The organism is Streptomyces yangpuensis, assembly GCF_024666385.1.
In the GTDB taxonomy this organism is placed as follows: domain Bacteria; phylum Actinomycetota; class Actinomycetes; order Streptomycetales; family Streptomycetaceae; genus Streptomyces; species Streptomyces yangpuensis.
Window position 1 is genome coordinate 677,117 of the sequence record NZ_CP102514.1, and the last position, 17,368, is coordinate 694,484.

At 72.5% G+C, this 17,368-nt stretch carries 18 protein-coding genes; 4 read left to right on the forward strand and 14 right to left on the reverse strand.

What is annotated here, in order from left to right:
• The first annotated feature begins 215 nt into the window (after window positions 1–215).
• The 3 genes from NRK68_RS03260 (at window position 216) to NRK68_RS03270 (ending at window position 1,924) form a co-directional block, all read left to right on the forward strand.
• Window positions 216–524, forward strand: a complete 309-nt coding sequence (locus tag NRK68_RS03260; RefSeq protein WP_046778149.1) for a hypothetical protein — start codon at window positions 216–218, stop codon at window positions 522–524.
• 144 nt (window positions 525–668) lie between these two features.
• Complete coding sequence (locus NRK68_RS03265; RefSeq protein ID WP_183065833.1) at window positions 669–1,130, forward strand: Crp/Fnr family transcriptional regulator; 462 nt, start codon at window positions 669–671, stop codon at window positions 1,128–1,130.
• 350 nt (window positions 1,131–1,480) lie between these two features.
• On the forward strand, window positions 1,481–1,924 hold the full coding sequence (locus NRK68_RS03270; RefSeq protein ID WP_257854847.1) for a subtilase-type protease inhibitor: 444 nt from the start codon (window positions 1,481–1,483) through the stop codon (window positions 1,922–1,924).
• 79 nt (window positions 1,925–2,003) lie between these two features.
• Here NRK68_RS03270 and NRK68_RS03275 read toward each other — a convergent pair whose 3' ends face one another.
• From NRK68_RS03275 to NRK68_RS03285, 3 genes are read right to left on the reverse strand one after another with little or no spacing between them, the layout of a single operon-like run.
• A complete protein-coding gene (locus NRK68_RS03275) occupies window positions 2,004–2,858 on the reverse strand; it encodes a GNAT family N-acetyltransferase (RefSeq protein ID WP_257854848.1) in 855 nt (284 codons plus the stop codon).
• Entirely contained in the window at window positions 2,855–3,817 is a 963-nt protein-coding gene (locus NRK68_RS03280; RefSeq protein WP_257854850.1) for an ATP-grasp domain-containing protein, read from the reverse strand. The genes NRK68_RS03275 and NRK68_RS03280 overlap by 4 nt, the downstream gene beginning before the upstream one ends.
• A gap of 43 nt (window positions 3,818–3,860) precedes the next feature.
• Complete coding sequence (locus tag NRK68_RS03285) at window positions 3,861–4,316, reverse strand: hypothetical protein (RefSeq protein ID WP_257854852.1); 456 nt, start codon at window positions 4,314–4,316, stop codon at window positions 3,861–3,863.
• A 162-nt stretch (window positions 4,317–4,478) separates the two neighbouring features.
• On the opposite strand from NRK68_RS03285, the gene NRK68_RS03290 reads away from it, so the two are divergent.
• Window positions 4,479–5,213, forward strand: a complete 735-nt coding sequence (locus NRK68_RS03290; protein ID WP_257854853.1) for an SIR2 family NAD-dependent protein deacylase — start codon at window positions 4,479–4,481, stop codon at window positions 5,211–5,213.
• A gap of 49 nt (window positions 5,214–5,262) precedes the next feature.
• Here NRK68_RS03290 and NRK68_RS03295 read toward each other — a convergent pair whose 3' ends face one another.
• The 11 genes from NRK68_RS03295 to NRK68_RS03345 all read right to left on the reverse strand — a co-directional run bounded on the left by NRK68_RS03295 (window position 5,263) and on the right by NRK68_RS03345 (window position 17,304).
• Window positions 5,263–5,745, reverse strand: coding sequence for a VOC family protein (locus NRK68_RS03295; RefSeq protein WP_183065827.1), 483 nt, complete (start codon window positions 5,743–5,745; stop codon window positions 5,263–5,265).
• Window positions 5,746–5,871: 126 nt separating this feature from the next.
• Window positions 5,872–9,447 (reverse strand): bifunctional glycosyltransferase/CDP-glycerol:glycerophosphate glycerophosphotransferase, encoded by a 3,576-nt coding sequence (locus NRK68_RS03300; RefSeq protein ID WP_257854854.1) that lies wholly within the window; start codon window positions 9,445–9,447, stop codon window positions 5,872–5,874.
• Between the two features lie 190 nt (window positions 9,448–9,637).
• Entirely contained in the window at window positions 9,638–10,012 is a 375-nt protein-coding gene (locus tag NRK68_RS03305; protein WP_030654066.1) for a hypothetical protein, read from the reverse strand.
• Window positions 10,013–10,178: 166 nt separating this feature from the next.
• Window positions 10,179–10,598: a roadblock/LC7 domain-containing protein gene (locus tag NRK68_RS03310; RefSeq protein ID WP_183065825.1), complete on the reverse strand. Its 420-nt coding sequence runs from the start codon at window positions 10,596–10,598 to the stop codon at window positions 10,179–10,181.
• Window positions 10,599–10,669: 71 nt separating this feature from the next.
• A complete protein-coding gene (locus NRK68_RS03315) occupies window positions 10,670–11,461 on the reverse strand; it encodes a transcriptional regulator (protein ID WP_183065824.1) in 792 nt (263 codons plus the stop codon).
• Window positions 11,458–11,871 carry a hypothetical protein gene (locus tag NRK68_RS03320; RefSeq protein ID WP_183065823.1) on the reverse strand — a complete coding sequence of 138 codons (414 nt, stop codon included), beginning with the start codon at window positions 11,869–11,871 and terminating at the stop codon, window positions 11,458–11,460. Before NRK68_RS03320 ends, NRK68_RS03315 begins: the two co-directional genes overlap by 4 nt.
• A gap of 160 nt (window positions 11,872–12,031) precedes the next feature.
• Complete coding sequence (locus tag NRK68_RS03325) at window positions 12,032–12,274, reverse strand: helix-turn-helix domain-containing protein (RefSeq protein WP_030960886.1); 243 nt, start codon at window positions 12,272–12,274, stop codon at window positions 12,032–12,034.
• 127 nt (window positions 12,275–12,401) lie between these two features.
• Complete coding sequence (locus NRK68_RS03330) at window positions 12,402–13,022, reverse strand: DUF6461 domain-containing protein (RefSeq protein WP_220818762.1); 621 nt, start codon at window positions 13,020–13,022, stop codon at window positions 12,402–12,404.
• A gap of 57 nt (window positions 13,023–13,079) precedes the next feature.
• Window positions 13,080–13,643: a TetR/AcrR family transcriptional regulator gene (locus NRK68_RS03335; protein WP_183065822.1), complete on the reverse strand. Its 564-nt coding sequence runs from the start codon at window positions 13,641–13,643 to the stop codon at window positions 13,080–13,082.
• A gap of 187 nt (window positions 13,644–13,830) precedes the next feature.
• Entirely contained in the window at window positions 13,831–15,786 is a 1,956-nt protein-coding gene (locus tag NRK68_RS03340) for an APC family permease (protein WP_257854864.1), read from the reverse strand.
• Window positions 15,787–15,837: 51 nt separating this feature from the next.
• Window positions 15,838–17,304, reverse strand: coding sequence for a helix-turn-helix domain-containing protein (locus NRK68_RS03345; protein ID WP_257854865.1), 1,467 nt, complete (start codon window positions 17,302–17,304; stop codon window positions 15,838–15,840).
• Between the last annotated feature and the right edge of the window lie 64 nt (window positions 17,305–17,368).

Consider the following 17,368-nt stretch of genomic DNA (forward strand, 5'->3'; position numbering starts at 1 on the left):
GCGGGTCAAGTTACCGGCGGGTCGCCGTCGGGGGAAGTCGAACGCCCGCACGCTTTCCGCGGCGCTCCGCCGCGGCCGCGGACCGGCCGGACCCGTCCGGTTCCGGCCGCCCGTACCCCCTCACGCAGGGTCACCCCGCGGAAACGGCCCCGCGTGCGGCCGCGCCCCTCTACGGTGCCCTGAGGGACGGGGCTCGGCAGCGGAGGGCGGGGCGGATGAACGAGGAAGAGGACATGCGGCTGGCGGGGATGACGCCGGAGATATCGCGCCGCACCCTCGTCATGCTGCGCGGCCTCGCCGGCCTGGAGCCGCCCGAGCAGGTGCCCGAGGAGGCCATGGTCGTGGCCGACGCGGTCCTGGCCGAGTTCGGCACCGACGGGCTCCGGGTCCTGGTGATGACGCTCGCCGCCTGGGCCACGGCCCAGATCGAGAACGTGGCCGAGCTGAGCGGGCGCAGTCACGAGGCGGTGCTGGACGCGATGGAACTGGCGTGCATGGAGGCGAACGCGGAGGACACCCCTTAGGGGGTGTCCTGTCGGCGATCGGCGAGACACCCCGTGGAGGAACGCGGCGGAAGAAAGGCGCGGCACGGGCCGGTCCCGTTCGGGGCCGGGTCGGCGACACTGGGAGCAGCAGGAGCGTCGCGGGGGGTCCGATCGGAGGCCGTCGTGAGCACACCTTCCCCCATCCGAATCGCCGCCGTGCTGTCCACGGAGCACCGTGGACGGCTGATGGCGCAGGCCCGTGAGGTCAATTTCCCGGAGAACGCGCGGATCTTCGACGAAGGCCACCGGGCGGACTCCTTCTGGATCGTGCGCTCCGGAACCGTGACCCTGGAGGTGCCGGTGGCCGGCCGCCGGCCCGCGCAGGTGGAGAACCTCGGCCCCGGCGAGCTGGTCGGCTGGTCCTGGCTGTTCCCTCCGTACGTGTGGCAGCTGGGCGCGGAGGCGATGACCCCGGTGCGGGCGTACGAGTTCGACGCGGCGGCCGTGCGGATGCTGATGGACGCCGATCCCGCCTTCGGGTCCGCGGTCGGGCACTGGGTCGGTCGCGTGCTCGCGATGCGGCTCCAGCAGACCCGCACCCGCCTGCTGGACCTGTACGCCCCACGCCTGGGCGCGGCCGGCTGACGCGCGGCCGGCCGTGGCCGCCCGGGCGCGACCGGCCGTGGCCGCGGCTCAGCCCCGTACACCGTACGAGCACGGGCGCGGCGACGGCGGCCGTGCGGCGGACTCCCGCGGTACACCGGGGCCAGGAGCGCGAAGGCGACGACGAGAGGTGTTTCGGGGAGGTCTCCCGGTCGGTGTTCGGCCGATTCGTCGTCCCGCTCCTCCACAGGTCAACCCCTCGACATGGCTGCGGTCTGCTGTCATTCGTACACGATCGGTGACGAAAAATGAGGGTCCGAACGGGCGTTCGCGGCTCCCGTCGGCAAGACTGCGTCCGCTATCCGAAACACCAACCCAAGGGAGTGTTCGCAATGCGGTCCATCGCAAGGGGTCTCGGACTCGGTTCCGCCGCCATGGCGCTCACCGCGCTCACCGCGCTGGTCTGGCCGGGCGCGGCCGGTGCCGCGCCGGCCGGTGCGCAGAGTCTGTACGCGCCGTCCGCGCTGGTGCTCAGCGTGACGGCCGGCCCGGACGCCGACACCGGCACGGTGCTGCGGGCGGTGACGCTCGTCTGCGCGCCCGGGCCCGGCGGGACCCACCCGAACCCGGTCGCCGCGTGCCGCGAGTTACGTGCGGCCGGCGCTCAGCTCGACCCGCTCGCGGCACCGGTCGCCGACGCCGTCTGTACCCGGGAGTGGGACCCGATGACGGTGACGGCCGACGGTGTCTGGGAGGGCCGCCGGCTCAACTACACGTACACCTTCGCCAATCCGTGCGGTCTGCGGAACACCGCGGGCGCCCTTTTCGGCTTCTGATCCCGCGTGACGGAACCGGCCGGGCGGCGCCGTGCGACCGCCGCCCGGCCACCACGCAAGGCCTCGAGTCCCCGTCGGCTCAGCCCAGTTCGAGGCTGGTCACGCCGAACAGCTCGGCCATGGGGAGTTCCGGTGCCGGGCCGGTGTACATCCGGGCCGCCTCGAAGGTCGGGACCAGACCGAGGCCCTTGAACAGGTCCATCGCCTCGGGATTCGCGTCGGGGACGTCCACGGCCACCGGTCCGCCGGACGCGTGCCGCGCCAGCCGCAGCAGCAGGACCTCCGCCACCGCGGGAGTGGCCGCGTACAGGGGTCCGATCCGGTGGGCGGCGCTGCACGGGCGGATCACACCCAGGCCCTCGATCCGGCCGTCGCGAACGGCGGCCAGGGCGGTCCGTCCGGGCAGGGCGGTCCAGGCGGACAGGAAGGCGTCCCGCGGCGCGGGGAAGAACCGCCGGTCGTAGGCGGCGAGCCGGCCGAAGGGCAGCGTGGCGGCGTCCACGATCTCGACACCACCCGTGTCACCATCCGCTCGGCCACCCTCGGGCACGCCTTCGAGACGGACGTTGTTCCAGGCCGAACGGAACCCGGACTTGCGGTAGTTGTCCTGCTGCTCGACCACACCGTCCAGGCCGACGAGCCGGCCGTCGAGCCGTTCCATCCCGGCCCGCCAGAGCCGGATGCCGTAGCCGCGACCCCGTTGGGCGGGGCGGGCGATGTAGAAGCCGATGAATCCGAAGCCGGCTCCGTAACGGACGGCGGAGATGCAGGCCACCGGCTCCCCGTCGAGGCGTCCGACGAGGAACCCCTCAGGATCGGCCACGGCGAAGGCGAAACGGTCCGAGTCCCCCGGATTCCAGCCCTCCTCATCGGCCCAGCCCCGGATCATCTCCATGTCGGCGGCACTCGCCCCGGTGATCTCGAATCCCGTCATAGCGGTGTTGTACCAGATGCCGACGGCGCGCGCAGGGGCGCCTGACCGGCCGCCAGAATCCGGACGAAGACATCCAGATCGACCCCGCTTCGGAGGTCGCTGACCTGCCCGTCGCCCACTTCGACGACGCGCCAGACGCCGTCCTCGCGCAGGGCCATGTCGGTGGTCACGAAGGGGCAGCCGAGCGCTTCGACGGCCGCGCGGACGGGTTCGAGGTCGGGCGCCGCGACTGCGTCGACCGGACTGTCCGGGTGGGCGGTCACCAGCCGTGGCACCCCGTCGCGCCACCATACCCGCACCTCGGCGGCGGCCGCCGTGCCCGCCGGTGTCAGCGGCGCGACGAAGTCCTCGAAGGCCCTCAGGACCACGCCGCCCGCGAGGAACTCCTCCTGGAGTGCGACGAATCGGCCGACCACCCGGTGCAGGGCGGCCGCGTCACCGAGGTCGGGTACGTAACAGGCCTCGTCCCACTCGTGCTTGCGGGACTTCACGTAGTCCTTGACCACTGCGGCACCGGGCGGCAGCCCTGCGGCGAGGGCCGTCAGCCGGTCCGGGTCCGGCATCCGCCCCGGATCCGCCGGCAGCCAGGCGCTGGCCGGGGTGAGAGCGGCGAACACCCCGTACCAGCCGGGAAGTTCATGCGCCCGGCGGTACTCCTCCGGGGTGATGACGAGCCGGCAGCCGCGCCGGCGCAGGGCGGCGTCCAGTGCGCCGTACCGGTCCGCCGGAACCATCCAGCCCCGGTACCACAGCGCTCCCGCGCCGACGGGCACCCGGGCGACGGACCGGTCGGCGTCCCCGGCGAGCAGCGCGTCATGGTCGACGAGCAGGGCCGTGCCGCCGGCGGCGCGCAACCGGCGTGCCTCCGCGGCGAAGTGGGCGTCGGCCCGGCGCTCGTTCAGCGGGTCGTGACAGTACAGGACGGTGGCGGTGGCGTCCTCGGCCGGCGTCGTGGGCATGCACCCACCCTACGGACGGGCGTGCGGATCGCCGAACTCCGGCTCAGCCCGCGCAGATCACGTCGTCGATCCGGATCGGCTTGGAGTCGAGGCGGACGTACACGGTGAAGGTGTCGGTCTTGCCCGAGTCCCAGTGGGTGGTGACGGTGGCCCAGCCGACCCCGGCCGCCTGGGCGACGGTGACCGGGCCGACGCCGATGTCCCGCGGCTCGTTCCGGGCGCAGAGCAGGACGTCCGATTCCGCGGTCCTCAGCTGTCTGTCCTGGAGCACCTGCGAGATGTGGTGCCGCCGGTCGTGGTCGGACGGGCCGTGCGCGCCGTAGAAACGGGTGAGGAAGCGGCCGATCTGGTCGGCGGTATGCCCCTCGGAGGTGGCCGCGGGCGTGGTCACGGGCACCGGCACGGCGGGGACGGGGGCGGGGGCGGGGGCCGGCGGCATGAACGGCAGCGCCGGCAGAGCCAGGAGCAGGGCACCAAGGCCGTAGGACTTCAGCATCATGTCCGGTTTGTACCCGCCCGGCCGGTGCACCGGGAGCGCCCGGCGCGGATCTCACTCCTGTGGGGGCCGGGATTCACCGCAGAAACGCCCCTGCCTCCCCCGTGCGGTCGGCGCGCGGTAAAGGGGTCGCGGGCGGGCGGCGGTCCTACGTAGGGTCGGCGCATGGGGAAGCCGCTCGTCGCAGTGTTCAGTGGGGCCGGGATGTCCACCGACTCCGGTATTCCGGACTATCGGGGGCCACAGGGCCTGTGGCGCAGGGAGCCGGACGCCGAGAAACTCGTGACCTACGAGTACTACATGGCCGATCCGGAGATCCGGCGGCGGTCCTGGCTGATGCGGGCCGAGATCGGCGCGCTCGGAGCGCGGCCCAACGCCGCTCACCTGGCCGTCGCCGAACTGGAACGCGGCGGCACCCCGGTCCGGGTCGTCACCCAGAACGTCGACGGGCTGCACCAGCTCGCCGGGATGCCCGAGCGGAAGGTGTTCGAGCTGCACGGCACCGCGCGGGCGGTGGTGTGCACGGCGTGTCACGTGCGCTCGGGGATGGACGAGGCGCTGGCCCGGGTGGCCGCCGGGGAACCGGATCCCGCCTGCCTGGCGTGCGGCGGGATCCTCAAGGCGGCCACCGTGATGTTCGGCGAGCGGCTCGACCCCGTGGTACTGGGGCAGGCGATGGCCGTGGCCAAGGGGTGCCAGGTGTTCGTCGCCGTCGGCTCGACACTGCAGGTGCAGCCGGCCGCCTCGCTGGCGGGCATGGCCTCGGAGGCGGGCGCCCGGCTGATCATCGTGAACGCGGAGGAGACCCCGTACGACGCCCTCGCCGACGAGGTGATCCGCGAGCCGATCGGAACCGCCCTGCCGGCCCTGCTCACCCGGATCGCCGCGGACACGCACTGAGGGGTCGCCCGCCCGGTGCGTCCACGCGGGCGGGTCCGCCGGACACCCCCTAGCCCGCGTCGGCTGCCCGGCGCATCTCCGCCACATCCAGCTTCTTCATCTTCATCATCGCCGCGGTGGCCCGGGAGGCGCGGCCCGGGTCCGGGTCGCTGATCAGTTCGATGGCACCGGGCGGGGTGACCTGCCAGGACACCCCGAACCTGTCCTTGACCCAGCCGCAGGCCGACTCGTGGCCGCCGTCGCGGGTCAGCGCGTCGTAGTAGTAGTCCGCCTCGGCCTCGTCGGCGCAGTGGATCTGGAAGGAGATCGCCTCGGTGAAGGGGAACTGCGGTCCGCCGTTGAGCCCGATGAACCTCTGCCCGTTGATCTCGAACTCGACGACCATCACCGAGCCCGCCTCGCCGGGTCCCGCGTCCGTGTAGCGGCCGATCCGGCCGAGCCTGCCGTCCTTGAACACGGACAGGTAGTAATCGGCCGCCGCTTCCGCGTCGCCGTCGAACCACAGACACGTGGTGAATCCGTTGCCGCTCATCTCTGCCTCCAGGCCGGTGCGTGGACGGTGGCTACCGCCTCCGCACATACAGACCGGCCCCGGGCCCGAAATTCATCGGTGGGCCCGGGGCCGGTCCTCATGAGGCCGGGAATTCGACCGTACGGCCTACTTCGCGGGCTCGGCACCCATGGCGAGCATCCGGTCGACGACACGCTCGGCGGCGTCGCCGTTGTCCAGGTCGCAGAACTCCTCGCGGAACGCCGCACGTGCCCCGGCGTACTCGGCTCCGACCGCGTCCGCGTTGCGCACGGCCTCGATCAGGCTCGCCGAGTCGGACAGCAGCGGTCCGGGCGCCTTCTCCTCCAGGTCGAAGTTGAAGCCGCGCAGCGTGCCGCGGTAGTGCTCCAGGTCGTACGTGAAGAGCAGGATCGGCCGGTCGGTGAGCGCGAAGTCGAAGATCGCGGAGGAGTAGTCCGAGATCAGCACGTCGGCGACCAGCAGCAGGTCGGCGGCGTCGGGCCAGCGGGACACATCGACGACGAAACCGTCGCGGACGCCCTCGCGGACCTGCTCGGTCACGTGGTGGTGGCCACGGATCAGCAGGACGTGGTCCTCGCCCAGCTCGCGGCGCGCCTGCTCCAGGTCGATCCGCAGGTCGAGCTTGTAACCACCGGACCAGCCCTCGCAGTTCTCGCGCCAGGTCGGCATGTAGAGGACGACCTTCTTGCCCTCGGGCAGGCCGAGCCGGCGCCGGACCTCGGCGATGCGCTCCGCGTCGGGCTTCACCAGCGCATCGGTGCGCGGGCTGCCGGCCTCGATGACCTCGCCCTCGTAACCGAGGGCGCGCTTGAGGAGCGGCGTCGCGTAGGAGCTCGGGGAGGCGAGCAGGGTCCACTGCGCACTGTCGTGCGCGAGGCCCTCCAGGATCTCCGGGCTCGTGTAGTAGTCGTGCACGAAGTCGTGGCCGATCTGCTTGATCGGCGTGCCGTGCCAGGTCTGGACGACGACCTGGCCGGCCCGGCGCTGGAACAGCGTCGGCACGCTGTCGTTGGTCACGAAGTAGCGGGCGCGGGCCATGACCTCCCAGGACTCCACGCTGTCGTACTGCACGGCGCGGGCGGTCGCGGGGACCTCGGCGCGGCCGTCGCGGACGAGCCAGATGTGCTCCAGCTTCTCGCCGCGGCGCAGCAGCTCCTCGTGGATGGCGCGGGGCGCGTCACCGGCACCCTGCCCCTGGAAGGTGTCGTAGACGACGATGTCCTTGACCGGCAGCGCGCGCTGCGCCGGGTAGGTCTCGAAGCGGGCGACGCGCTGGGCGTAACGGGAGCGGTCGTGCGGGCTCAGCAGCGGGTCGGCGACGAGCGCCATACGGTCGTGGAAGCGGGTTTCGATCCGCATCCGGCGGCCGAGCGCGGTGAGGGGGTGCGGGCCGCCGAAGAGGAGGCGGGGGGACATCTGCACGGGGGCGCCGCGGTCCACGCCGAGCAGGCCGGCGGTGGTCCCGCCCTGGGCGGCCGGGCGCAGCGTGGGCCACCAGCGGCCCTCGGGGAGCGTGGTGCGGCCCGCGAACGGCTCCGGGAGCACCGGCTGGAAGGTGGTCTCGAAGCCGTCGCCGTCGCGGGTGACGGGGTAGCTGAACTCCATACCGTGCGCGTTGTGCAGGACGAGCTCGTACGGCTCGTCGGTGGGCGCGACGAACCGGCCCCGCAGGGTCACGGTGCCGTCCGCGGCCTCGACCGCGTCGACGAGCGGCGGCGAGGGCTGGACGGAGAGGGTGAGGTGGCCGGTGTTGCCGCGCTTGACGAACAGGGCGCGCCCCGCGCTCCCGCCGGGCAGCGGCAGGACCAGGCCGTTGAAGCCGCCGCGCTCGTCGTGGGCCAGGCGGTGCTCGGTGCCGTCGGCGCCGACCACGGAGAGACTCCACGGCTCGGGGGCCCACTCGCCGGGCTCGCACTCGGCGTCCGGTACGGCGGCCAGGTCGGCCAGGGCGACCCGGGCGGTGAACGGGGTGCGGCCGGCGGTGACGGCGCCCGTCTCCAGCGGGAATTCGAGGGTGGTGCCGGTGGTGACGTGGACGGCCTTCAGGGCGGTGGCGTCGGCCCCGGCGGAGAGCTCGCCGATGATCTCGACGGCGTCGTCGCCGGCGGGCCGGGCGTCCAGGCCGCGGGCACGGGTGACCTCGACCTGGATGGTGAGGGCGCCGGAGACGGCCGGGACGATCCGGACGTCGGGGGCGACCCAGAACGGAGGCGGGTTCTGACCGGTGTCGTGCTCACCGCCGCGCAGGCGGGCGCGGTGCAGGCCGCCGGCGCCGGTGACGGCGATGGACGTGGTCCATATGCCGTCGTTCCACTTGCCGCCCGACTGGAAGATCGAGGGGTCGACCGCGGCGGTGAAGCCGGCCCAGTCGGCGTGCCGCAGTGCGAGGTGCGGCGACTTCACGGTGGCCATCGGGGACGCGACCGTACGGGTGCTGACGACGGAGCGGCGGCGCTTGCCACCCTCGCGGAAGATCAGCATCTTGCGGGAGCCGAGGCGGCTCTCCGCGCCGAGGTGGCCGGGCAGGGCGTAGCCGCGCAGCATCAGCTTGCCGTCGACCCAGGCGGCCTGCTCCAGACGGCTGACGACGCGGCGCTCGCGCGTGCCGAGGGTGAGGATCTTGGCGGGGACCGGGGGGCGGCCCTGCAGGAAGGGGTAGTCGGCCTGCGGGCGGGCGAGGCCCTTGACCGGGACGCTGTAGTGGTAGTCGCGCTGGTGGTTCAGGAGCGCGATGAAGTCCTCGACCCGGCCTTCGCCCGCGAGGTAGGCCTTGAGGCGGTCCGCGACGGTCAGGTCGGGCCAGGGGCCGGTGCCGATCTCGCGGACGAGGCCGCCGACCTCCTTGACGAACGCGGCGCGGAAGTCGGGGCCGCCCTCGGCGACGTACTTGTAGATGAGCGGGAGTTCCTCGCTCAGCACGTTGTAGTCGTAGTCGCGCAGGTAGCGGACGTACTTGGCGCCCTGCTTGGCCTTGAGGGACTCACGGACCAGGCGGACGGACTTCACGCGGTCGATGAGGGAGATCGGGTCGGTGGAGCGCTGGGTGATGGAGCGCTCGCCGGTCTCGCGGACGCGCCAGTGGTAGACGCAGTCGCTGAGGATGTCGACGCTGGAGGCGAAGTAGTGCGCGGGGATGCTGACCGGGGCGTCCTCGTAGAGGATGCCCTCGGGGTACTGGAAGCCGTGCTCGTCCCAGAAGGTGCGCCGGTAGACCTTGTTCCACGCGGTGCGGTCGGTGACCAGCGCCGGGAACTTGGAGATGTGGGTCTTCAGCTGCGTCTTGGCGAAGGCGGCGCGGTGGCCCCAGGACTGGTTCATGCCGACCGAGCGGAAGCGCTTGACGTTGCCGCCGGCGAAGTCCGAGCCCGTCTCGTCGAGGGCTTCGATCAGCCGCTGGTAGGCGTAGTCCGGCATGGTGTCGTCGCTGTCGACGAAGGCCAGGTACTCGCTGTCCGGGTGGATGTGGCGGGCGCCGGCGTTGCGGGCCGCGCCGAGGCCGGCGTTCTCCTGCATGACGACCCGGAAGCGCTTGTCACGCGCCGCGAAGGCCTTGGCTATGACGGCGCTGGTGTCCGTGGAACCGTCGTCCACGAGGATGGCCTCGAAGTCGCCGAAGGTCTGAGCGGCGATGGATTCCAGGCACTCGTCGAGGTAGAGCTCGACGTTGTAAACAGGGACGACGATACTCAGGCGCGGGGGCATGGGTGGCGGTTTCTCCAGCGTTTTTTGCTTTTTCGATGATCAGCTCACAGCATCTTACTCTGTAACAGAGCTATAAACTCCACCCGAATGGGACATAGGGAACTGATCGCCGGGGCGGACGGCAAAGAATTCAGCCGTCCGCCACTTCGACGCCGTGGTGGGACGCGGTCCGTCCCGGACGGTGACCCGTTCAGATCTCCAGTTCTGCTTCGATCTTCTTCAGCTGATGGCGTGCCATGGCGAGGTTGGCCCGCTTCTTGTCGAGGGCCAGATAGAGGAAGAAGCCCACGGAGCCCCTCCCCTTCATCAGCCGGATCAGGTGGTACTGGCTGCCGAGGGTGATCAGGATGTCCTCGATCTCGTCCTTGAGGCCGAGCAGCTCCATGGTGCGGACCTTGGCGCGCACGACGTCCGTGTTGCCGGCCGCGGCGACCGCCAGGTCCAGGTCCTTGCCGCCGCCGATGGTGCCGAGCGCCATGCCGCTGCCGTAGTCCACCAGGGCCGCGCCGATGGCGCCCTCGATGAGGGTGGTGGCTTCCTTGAGCGCGGTCTCCACGTTGACCATGGGAGGTACCTCTTTCTTCGTTGTGTCGTACGAGTTGTGTCGTACGTGTTGTGTCGTACGTGTTGTGGCGTAGCTGGTTGTGAATCGATATGACTGGCTGTAGTTGTCCTGAATGCGACGGGACCACCCTGGGGGCGGCCCCGTCGGTGCGGGCCCCGTCGGTGCGTCAGGCGGTTCCGCCGCCGGAGCCCCGGCGCGCGAGCGTGTGCTCGATCAGTTCGGCGATCCGCAGGCTGGAACGCCGGGCCTCCAGATGGAGGCGCCCGACGTTGACACGCGGCTCGGCGGTCAGGGTGAGGACGGCCGCCACACCCGCCGCGTACGTGGCCACGTACCCGTCGGCCCCGCGCACGAGCAGTTCGCGGAACGCTCCCTGGCCGGTGCTGTCACTGAGCCGCTGGGCCACGCCGAGGGCGGCCGCGGTCAGTGCCGCGACGGCCTCGGCCTCGGCGGCGGCGCTGTCCTGGGCGAGGACGAAGCCGTCGGCGCTCGCGGCGAGGGCTCCGGTGAGCTGGGGTACGCGGGCACGCAGCCTGCGGAGCTCGGCGAGTATCTCGGCCTCCGCCTCGGGGGGCACCGTACTCATGTCGGCCTTTCTCCTTTCGGGCTGCCTACGCTCGGAGCGGTCGGCACGCAGGGCCGGTCGCAGCGGGAGCCTCACAGACTTGCCTCCAGTGCGTCGCGTAACCGGCGGAGCAGCGCCACGTCCGGGGATTGGGCCTGGGTCATCCAGTCGGGCAGGGGTACCTCGACCGGCGGGGGGGCCGGGCTGTGCGGCGTCTCGACCAGTCCTGCGGCCGCGAGGCGGCGTACGTCGAGCAGCGTGTGGAAGGCGGGCCGGCCCAGGAGCCAGGCCAGGTCCGCGGGGGTGCGTAAACCGTCGGCCCGGTCCAGCAGGGTCCGCTGCCGGGCGGTGACGGTCTGGCCCGGCGCGGCCGCCCGGGGCACCACCGGGGCGGTGTCGAGCAACGGATACGGCCAGACCGCGTCGAGCAGTTCCCGGCGGCGCCGGGTCTCGCGTTCGACGGCGGCTGCCGGGACGGAGCGGACGGAGCCGATCCAGTGGGTGGCTCCGCGGCGGAACCGGGAGGGGCCGCTGCCCGGGGACAGTGCGAAGAAGGCGGCGTCGAAGATGGCGGCGAGGTGGCATATCTCGAGCTCTCCCCCGGCGAGCCCGCCGCTGTCCACGAGGAAGCGGGCGACCTGGCGCCGGGCGCCGGCCCGGTCCACCGCCTCGCGCCAGCGTTCGGGGGCGAGGCCGCCGCCGGTGGTGAGGAGGACGTCGAGGCCGGGAGTGGCGGGGCTCTCCGCGTGGACTATTCGGCCGTCCTCCAGGAAGAGGGTGCCGCGGTCGCGGAGCAGGGCTCCGGTGGCCCGCTCCTCGGCGAGCCGGGTGAGGAGGGGGGAGACGGCCGCGAGGGCGTTCGGGGCCGTGGCCGGGGTGGTCATCTGAGCACCAGCCCCTCGGCCAGGGACCTGAGTTTGAGCCGTGCGAGGGCAAGGTTGCCGTCGGCCCGGTCGAGCCAGACGTGCAGGAAGACGCTGCTGTCGAAGCTCGTCTCGACGAAACGCAGGACGTGGAAGCCGCTGCGGGTCGTGACGATCAGGTCCTCGACCGCGGGGTCGACGGGCCCCGTCTCGCCTCCGTGGGCCGGTCCCGGCTCCGCGCGGGCGAAGGATTCGTACTCCGCGGCCGCGCGGGCCAGCTCGGCGGTCTCGGCGGCGGTGGTCTCGTGGTCTCCGACGGGTGATTCCCCGATGGTGCCGAGAGCCAGTCCGCTGCTCCAGTCGACCAGCGCGGCCCCCCGCGCACCAGGCAGGGCCATGGCTTCGAGCAGGCATTCGTCGATCCCGGGCACGCGGGCTCCCCTCCCGGCCGGACGTGCGGTGTGCACGGTAGTGCGGCGCGACAGGAGGGAACTTACTCAAGTTCCGCAGGGCGAAAGGGCGTTCTGGCATTTTCCGCTGGAACATGCCATTCAGCGTGTAAGAGCTTGGCCGGAACGCGTCGGAATCTGATCACGAAGCCAGCGGAAGATCGTCTGCGAGACGGAACGAGCCGCCCTCCCGTTCCACGTAGCCCTCGTGGGTGAGGGTGCGGAGCAGGTGGTAGACGGTCGGCAGCGGGATCCCGGTGACCCGTGCCAGCCGTTTGGCGGTCACGCCGCCTTCCGCGGACATCGCTTCCAGCAGCCGCAGGGCCCGCTGCACGGAACCGATCAGGGTGGGTGTGCTGTCCTTCTGGATGCGGTCGGTTCCCATGAATGGTCCCCCTGCTCCGGTACGAGGCCTGGCAGACCCATCAAAGTCGCTCCCCGGCTCCAAAACCAGCGGACTCGCGTAAACCCGAGCATAAGATCACCGGACCCGGGCTCGCGGGCCGCACCGCCTAACGGGTGCATGTGACGTACGCCGGGAGCGGGGTGTCCGCGATCAGGTGGCGCGGCAGGGCCAGTCCGAAGCGGTCCTCCAGGACGGCGAGGGTGCGGCGCTCGCGGCCCTCGTCCGGCTCGTCGTCCGGGCCCGGGTTCGAGCCGTCCGGGCCGAGGAGGCCCGCCGCGACCAGCTCGGGAAGCAGGAAGTCCGGCCGGTGGCCGCCGCGCCAGCATTCCTCGCCGAGCCCGAAACAGCACACCAGCTCGCCGTCCCGGGCGTACGCGAACTGCTTGGGCGGGTGGTCGGGCTGCGGGTCGAGGTGGACGGCCTCGACGCCGGCCCGGGAGACCTCGGCGAGGCGTTCCGCCCCGGCCGGCAGGCCGTGCTCGACGGCGAAGGACCAGCCGCCCCAGCTGCCGACCCGGGCCACACCGTCGCCGTCCGCGGTCTCGGTGACCATGCTCCAGGCGGCGGGGGCGCCCAGGGGTCCGGGGCGGACGCCCGGGACCGCGCCGAGCCGTGCGGCGAGCTCTTCGGGACCTATGCCCCGGGCGAAGGTGAGGCCGGCGAACCATTCGCCCCAGTCCGCCAGCCACTGGATCCCGCAGGTCCTGCCCTCGGTGATGTCGGCCATCCTGCACTCCCCACGGTCCGTCCCGCGATGCCGGTGCTTCCCCCACCGGCACGATAGTCAGTCCGCGGACCGCTGGGGGAGGAGTCGCTCGACCATCGTCTCGATGAGCCCCTCCACCGGGTGGGCCTCCAGCAGCCCCGGCACGGTCAGGTCGTCCACGATCAGCCCCAGCATCGCCAGGTAGAGCAGGACCACGCCCTGCCGGTCGCCGGGCAGGCCGGCCCGGAGGTGCCAGTCGATGTTCGCCTCCAGCTCGGCGCCCTGGAAGGCGGCCAGCTCGGCCTGGAGTTCCGGGCGCCGCAGGCCCTCCAGCCGCAGCTCCAGCATCGCGATGTGGACGCTGCGCTCGCGCCGCATGCGTTCCAGGAGCCGGCCGAGCAGCACCTTGGTGTCGAGCGGTCCGGTCAGGTCGGCCGGGTCCGGGACCAGCCGCTCCCGGGTGCGGTGGAGGATCTGTACGAGCAGCTGGGCCCGGTTGGCGAAGTAGTTGGAGGCGGTACCGGTGGGCACCGCCGCCTCCGCGTCCACCGCGCGCAGCGTGAGGCCGCGCGAGCCCTCGCGCGCCAGGACTTCGATGGCGGCGTCGAGCAGCGCGGCACGGCGCTGCGGGTTCTGGCGCATGGGGCGGGTCCCTGGGTCGGTCGGGGCCGGCTGCCCGGCGGGTGGCCGGCGGACTCCCGGCCCGGCGGAGCACTGCAGGCGCAGTGCTTTGCCCACGGTAGCGGAAGCCTGCGATCCGGTCCCCGCCGCCTCCCGCGTCCCCTCCGGTCGTCCTGGCCAGATGCCGGGCGGCGCGGGTCGGGCCAGATCAGGAAGAGACGGCCTGACCGTCCCGCCCGGCCGCCTTGGCGGCCTTGGCCGACTCCAGCAGGTACGGCACGTCGATCACCGCGACCCCCGGCGTGAACAGCAGGCGGGCCTTGAGCCGCAGGGCGTTCTGGTTGTGCAGGGGCTGTTCCCACCAGTGGCCGACGACGTACTCGGGGATCACCACGGACAGCATGTCCGTCGCCGGTTCGGCGGCCAGTTCCTCGACGTGCGCCAGGACCGGGCCCACCACCTCGCGGTAGGGCGAGTGGAGGATCTTCAGCGGCAGGCCCGGATCGTGCTCCTCCCACGCCGCGCGCAGCCGGGCCGCCTCCGCCTCGTCGGCGGCGACGGTCACCGCCGTCAGCGTGTCCGGGCGCAGCCCCTGCGCGTAGCCGATGGCCTTGAGGGTCGGGGCGTGCACGGCGGCGACCAGGACGAGGACGTGGTGGCGGGCGGGCCGGCGCGGTCTGGCGTCGGGGGTGACGCCGACCTGCCGGGCGACCTGGTCGTAGTGGCGGCGCACGCCCTTCATACCGAGGAACAGCAGGGGCATGGCGATGACGACCAGCCAGGCCCCGTGGGTGAACTTGGTGACGAGGACGATGACGAGGACCAGGGCGGTCAGAGCGGCGCCGACGGCGTTGATGGCGAGCCTGCGGTGGACGTGGACCCGCTCCTCGCGCGGGGTGGCGGGCGAGGCGAGCGCCTTGCGCCAGTGCCGGACCATGCCCGACTGGGAGAGGGTGAAGGAGACGAACACACCGATGATGTAGAGCTGGATGAGGCGGGTCAGCTCCGCGTCGAAGGCCACGATGAGGGCGACGGCGGCGAGTGCGAGGAGAACGACGCCGTTGGAGTAGACGAGCCGGTCACCGCGGTTGTAGAGCTGGCGGGGCGCGTACCGGTCCCTGGCCAGGATCGAGGCGAGCATCGGGAAGCCGTTGAAGGCGGTGTTCGCGGCCAGGATCAGCACCCCGGCGGTGACGGCCTGGAGCAGGTAGAAGAGGAAGTGCCAGCTGCCGAAGGTGGCCCGGCCGATCTGGGCGAGGGCGGTGGAGGTCGGGGTTCCCGGGGGCAGGCCCAGTTCGGTGGGGTCGGCGGCGACGTGCACCTCGTAGCTCATGGCGAGGGCGGTGATGCCGGCGAACATCGTCACCGAGAGGAAGCCCATCGCGGCGAGCGTGGTCGCGGCGTTCCTGGCCTTGGGTTTGCGGAAGGCGGGGACTCCGTTGCTGATCGCCTCGACGCCGGTGAGCGCGGTGCAGCCCGAGGCGAAGGCGCGCATCGCGAGGAGCACCAGGGCGAGTCCGGTGTACGTGCCCTCCGCGGTGATCGGCAGGTCGGCGGATTCGGCGCGGATGGTCTGGCCGGTGCCGATGCGTACGGCGGCGACGGCGAACATCAGGTAGATGACGAGGACGAAGCCGTAGGTGGGGATGGCGAAGACCCGGCCCGACTCCCTTACGCCGCGCAGGTTCATCAGGGTCAGCAGTGCCACGAAGCCGACCGACATGACCACTTCGTGGTCGCTGAGCGCGGGAACGGCCGAGGTGATGGCGGAGACCCCGGAGACGACGGAGACCGCGACGGTCATCACGTAGTCCACGAGGAGGGCGCTGGCGGCGGTGAGCGCGGCGGTCTGTCCGAGGTTCTCGGCGCTGACGACGTACGCGCCGCCCCCGCCGGGATAGGCGTGGCAGGTCTGGCGGTAGGAGGCGATGACGACGACGAGCAGGAAGACGATGGCGGCGGCCGCGTACCAGGTGAGGTGGAGCAGGGCGACGCCGCCGAGGGCCAGGATCAGCAGGATCTCCTCGGTGGCGTAGGCCACGGAGGAGAGAGGGTCGCTGCAGAAGATCGGCAGGGCGAGCCGTTTGGGAAGCAGGGTCTCGCCGAGCCGCGCGGTGTCGAGGGGTTCACCGACCAGCACGCGCTTCGCATTGATACGCCTCATTCGGGCATGATCGTGCATTTTTTCCGGTGAGCATCCCCTTTGGGGCTTGTGTCACTCGGCGAGCTCTTCGGCCCTGTGGGCCAGCCACAGGTCGTACCGGCCGCTGGGGGACTGCAGCAGCGAGCGCTCCAGCAGGGCCTCGATCCGGGCCAGTCGCTTGCGGGCCCCGGGGACGGACACCCCGAGCGCGGCGGCGGCCGGAACGAGCCGTGCGTCGTGGGCCAGCCAGGTGCGGACGGTGTCCCGCGCGCCGGCCGGGGCGTCCGGGCCGGTCAGCCGGCTCAGGTGGGCCCGGGCCCAGTCGGTCACCTGCGGATCGCGCAGGACCGCGTCGAGGCCGGGGGCGCCCGCCGGGGCCGCGCCGCTCCCCCGCCCCGCGCCCGGGGTCAGCCGCAGCGCCAGCGAGAGTGCCGCCTGGTCACCGAGGCGGGTGAGGTCCAGTCCGAGCAGCGTCTCGATCAGCCGGAGCCGGGCGGCCAGGGTGTTGCGGTGGACCTTCAGCAGCCGGGTGGCGTGCGAGCCGAAGTTCAGCCAGGCGTGGGCGGTGGCGCGCAGTTCCTGCCCGTCGGGGTCCTGCGGGCGCCGGGGTTCGTACGCGTGCAGGGGCGCGAGCAGGGTGCCCGCCCAGTCCGCCCCGGCCTCGCGGGCGGCGAGCTCCGGCTCCGGGCCGGGGCCGAACCGGGCGTGCCGTTCGCCCCGGCCGCGGGCGACGGCCAGGGCGTGGAAGGCCTGGGTGTAGGCGGCCGGGGCCTGGCTGAGGGGCAGTTCCCCGCTGACCCCGACCGCGCAGTCGGGGGCCACCGCCGTCAGCGCTCCGGCCAGGGTGTCGTGACCGGCGGACACCGCCGGCTCGTCGGCCGGGACCAGCATGATGAGGTGGCGCACGTAGACCGGGCAGCGCACGACCCACGCTCGGCCGCCGGTCAACTCCTGGCACAGTCGCGCCACTTCGGCGAGGCGCCCGGAACGGCACTCGGCGACGTGGATCCGCATCGGGTCGGGCAGTGAGGGCCGCAGCGCCTCGGCGATCTGGTGGGCGATGGGGAGCTGGCCACCCATCAGCAGGCGGAGCACGGCCTCACGGGAGCGCGCCTCGGCGACCGCGGCCCGCGCCTCCCGCCGCTCGGCCTCCTCGGCGCGCAGCACGAGGGCCAGCGGCGCGACGGCGTCCGCCAGCAGCGCGGGTGCCTCGGCAGGGTGGGGCAGCGGCAGGACGGCGGCCAGCGCACGCCGGTCGTCCAGCGCGAACAGCAGGGTGGCGGATCCGGCGTCGTGCAGCACGGCCGACCGCACGCCCCGGGCGCTCATCTCGGCGGCTCCGCGGACGGCGGCCCCGGGCGGCCGCTCCCCCTGCTCCGGACCACCCGGACCGCCCGGGTCAGCCGGGTCACCGGCACCGGCGTGCCGGACCAGACCGGTCCATCCGCCGAGGCGGGTGGCGAGCCATCCCAGCAGCGCGGCCGACCCCCCGCCGTGGGCGAGCCGGTGGAGCTTCAGTACGTCGTCGGACCGTGACACCGGCGCATTCAACCACCCGCCGCACACTGTGCGCTGTGATACCGGTCTCGCCCGGTGACTGGGC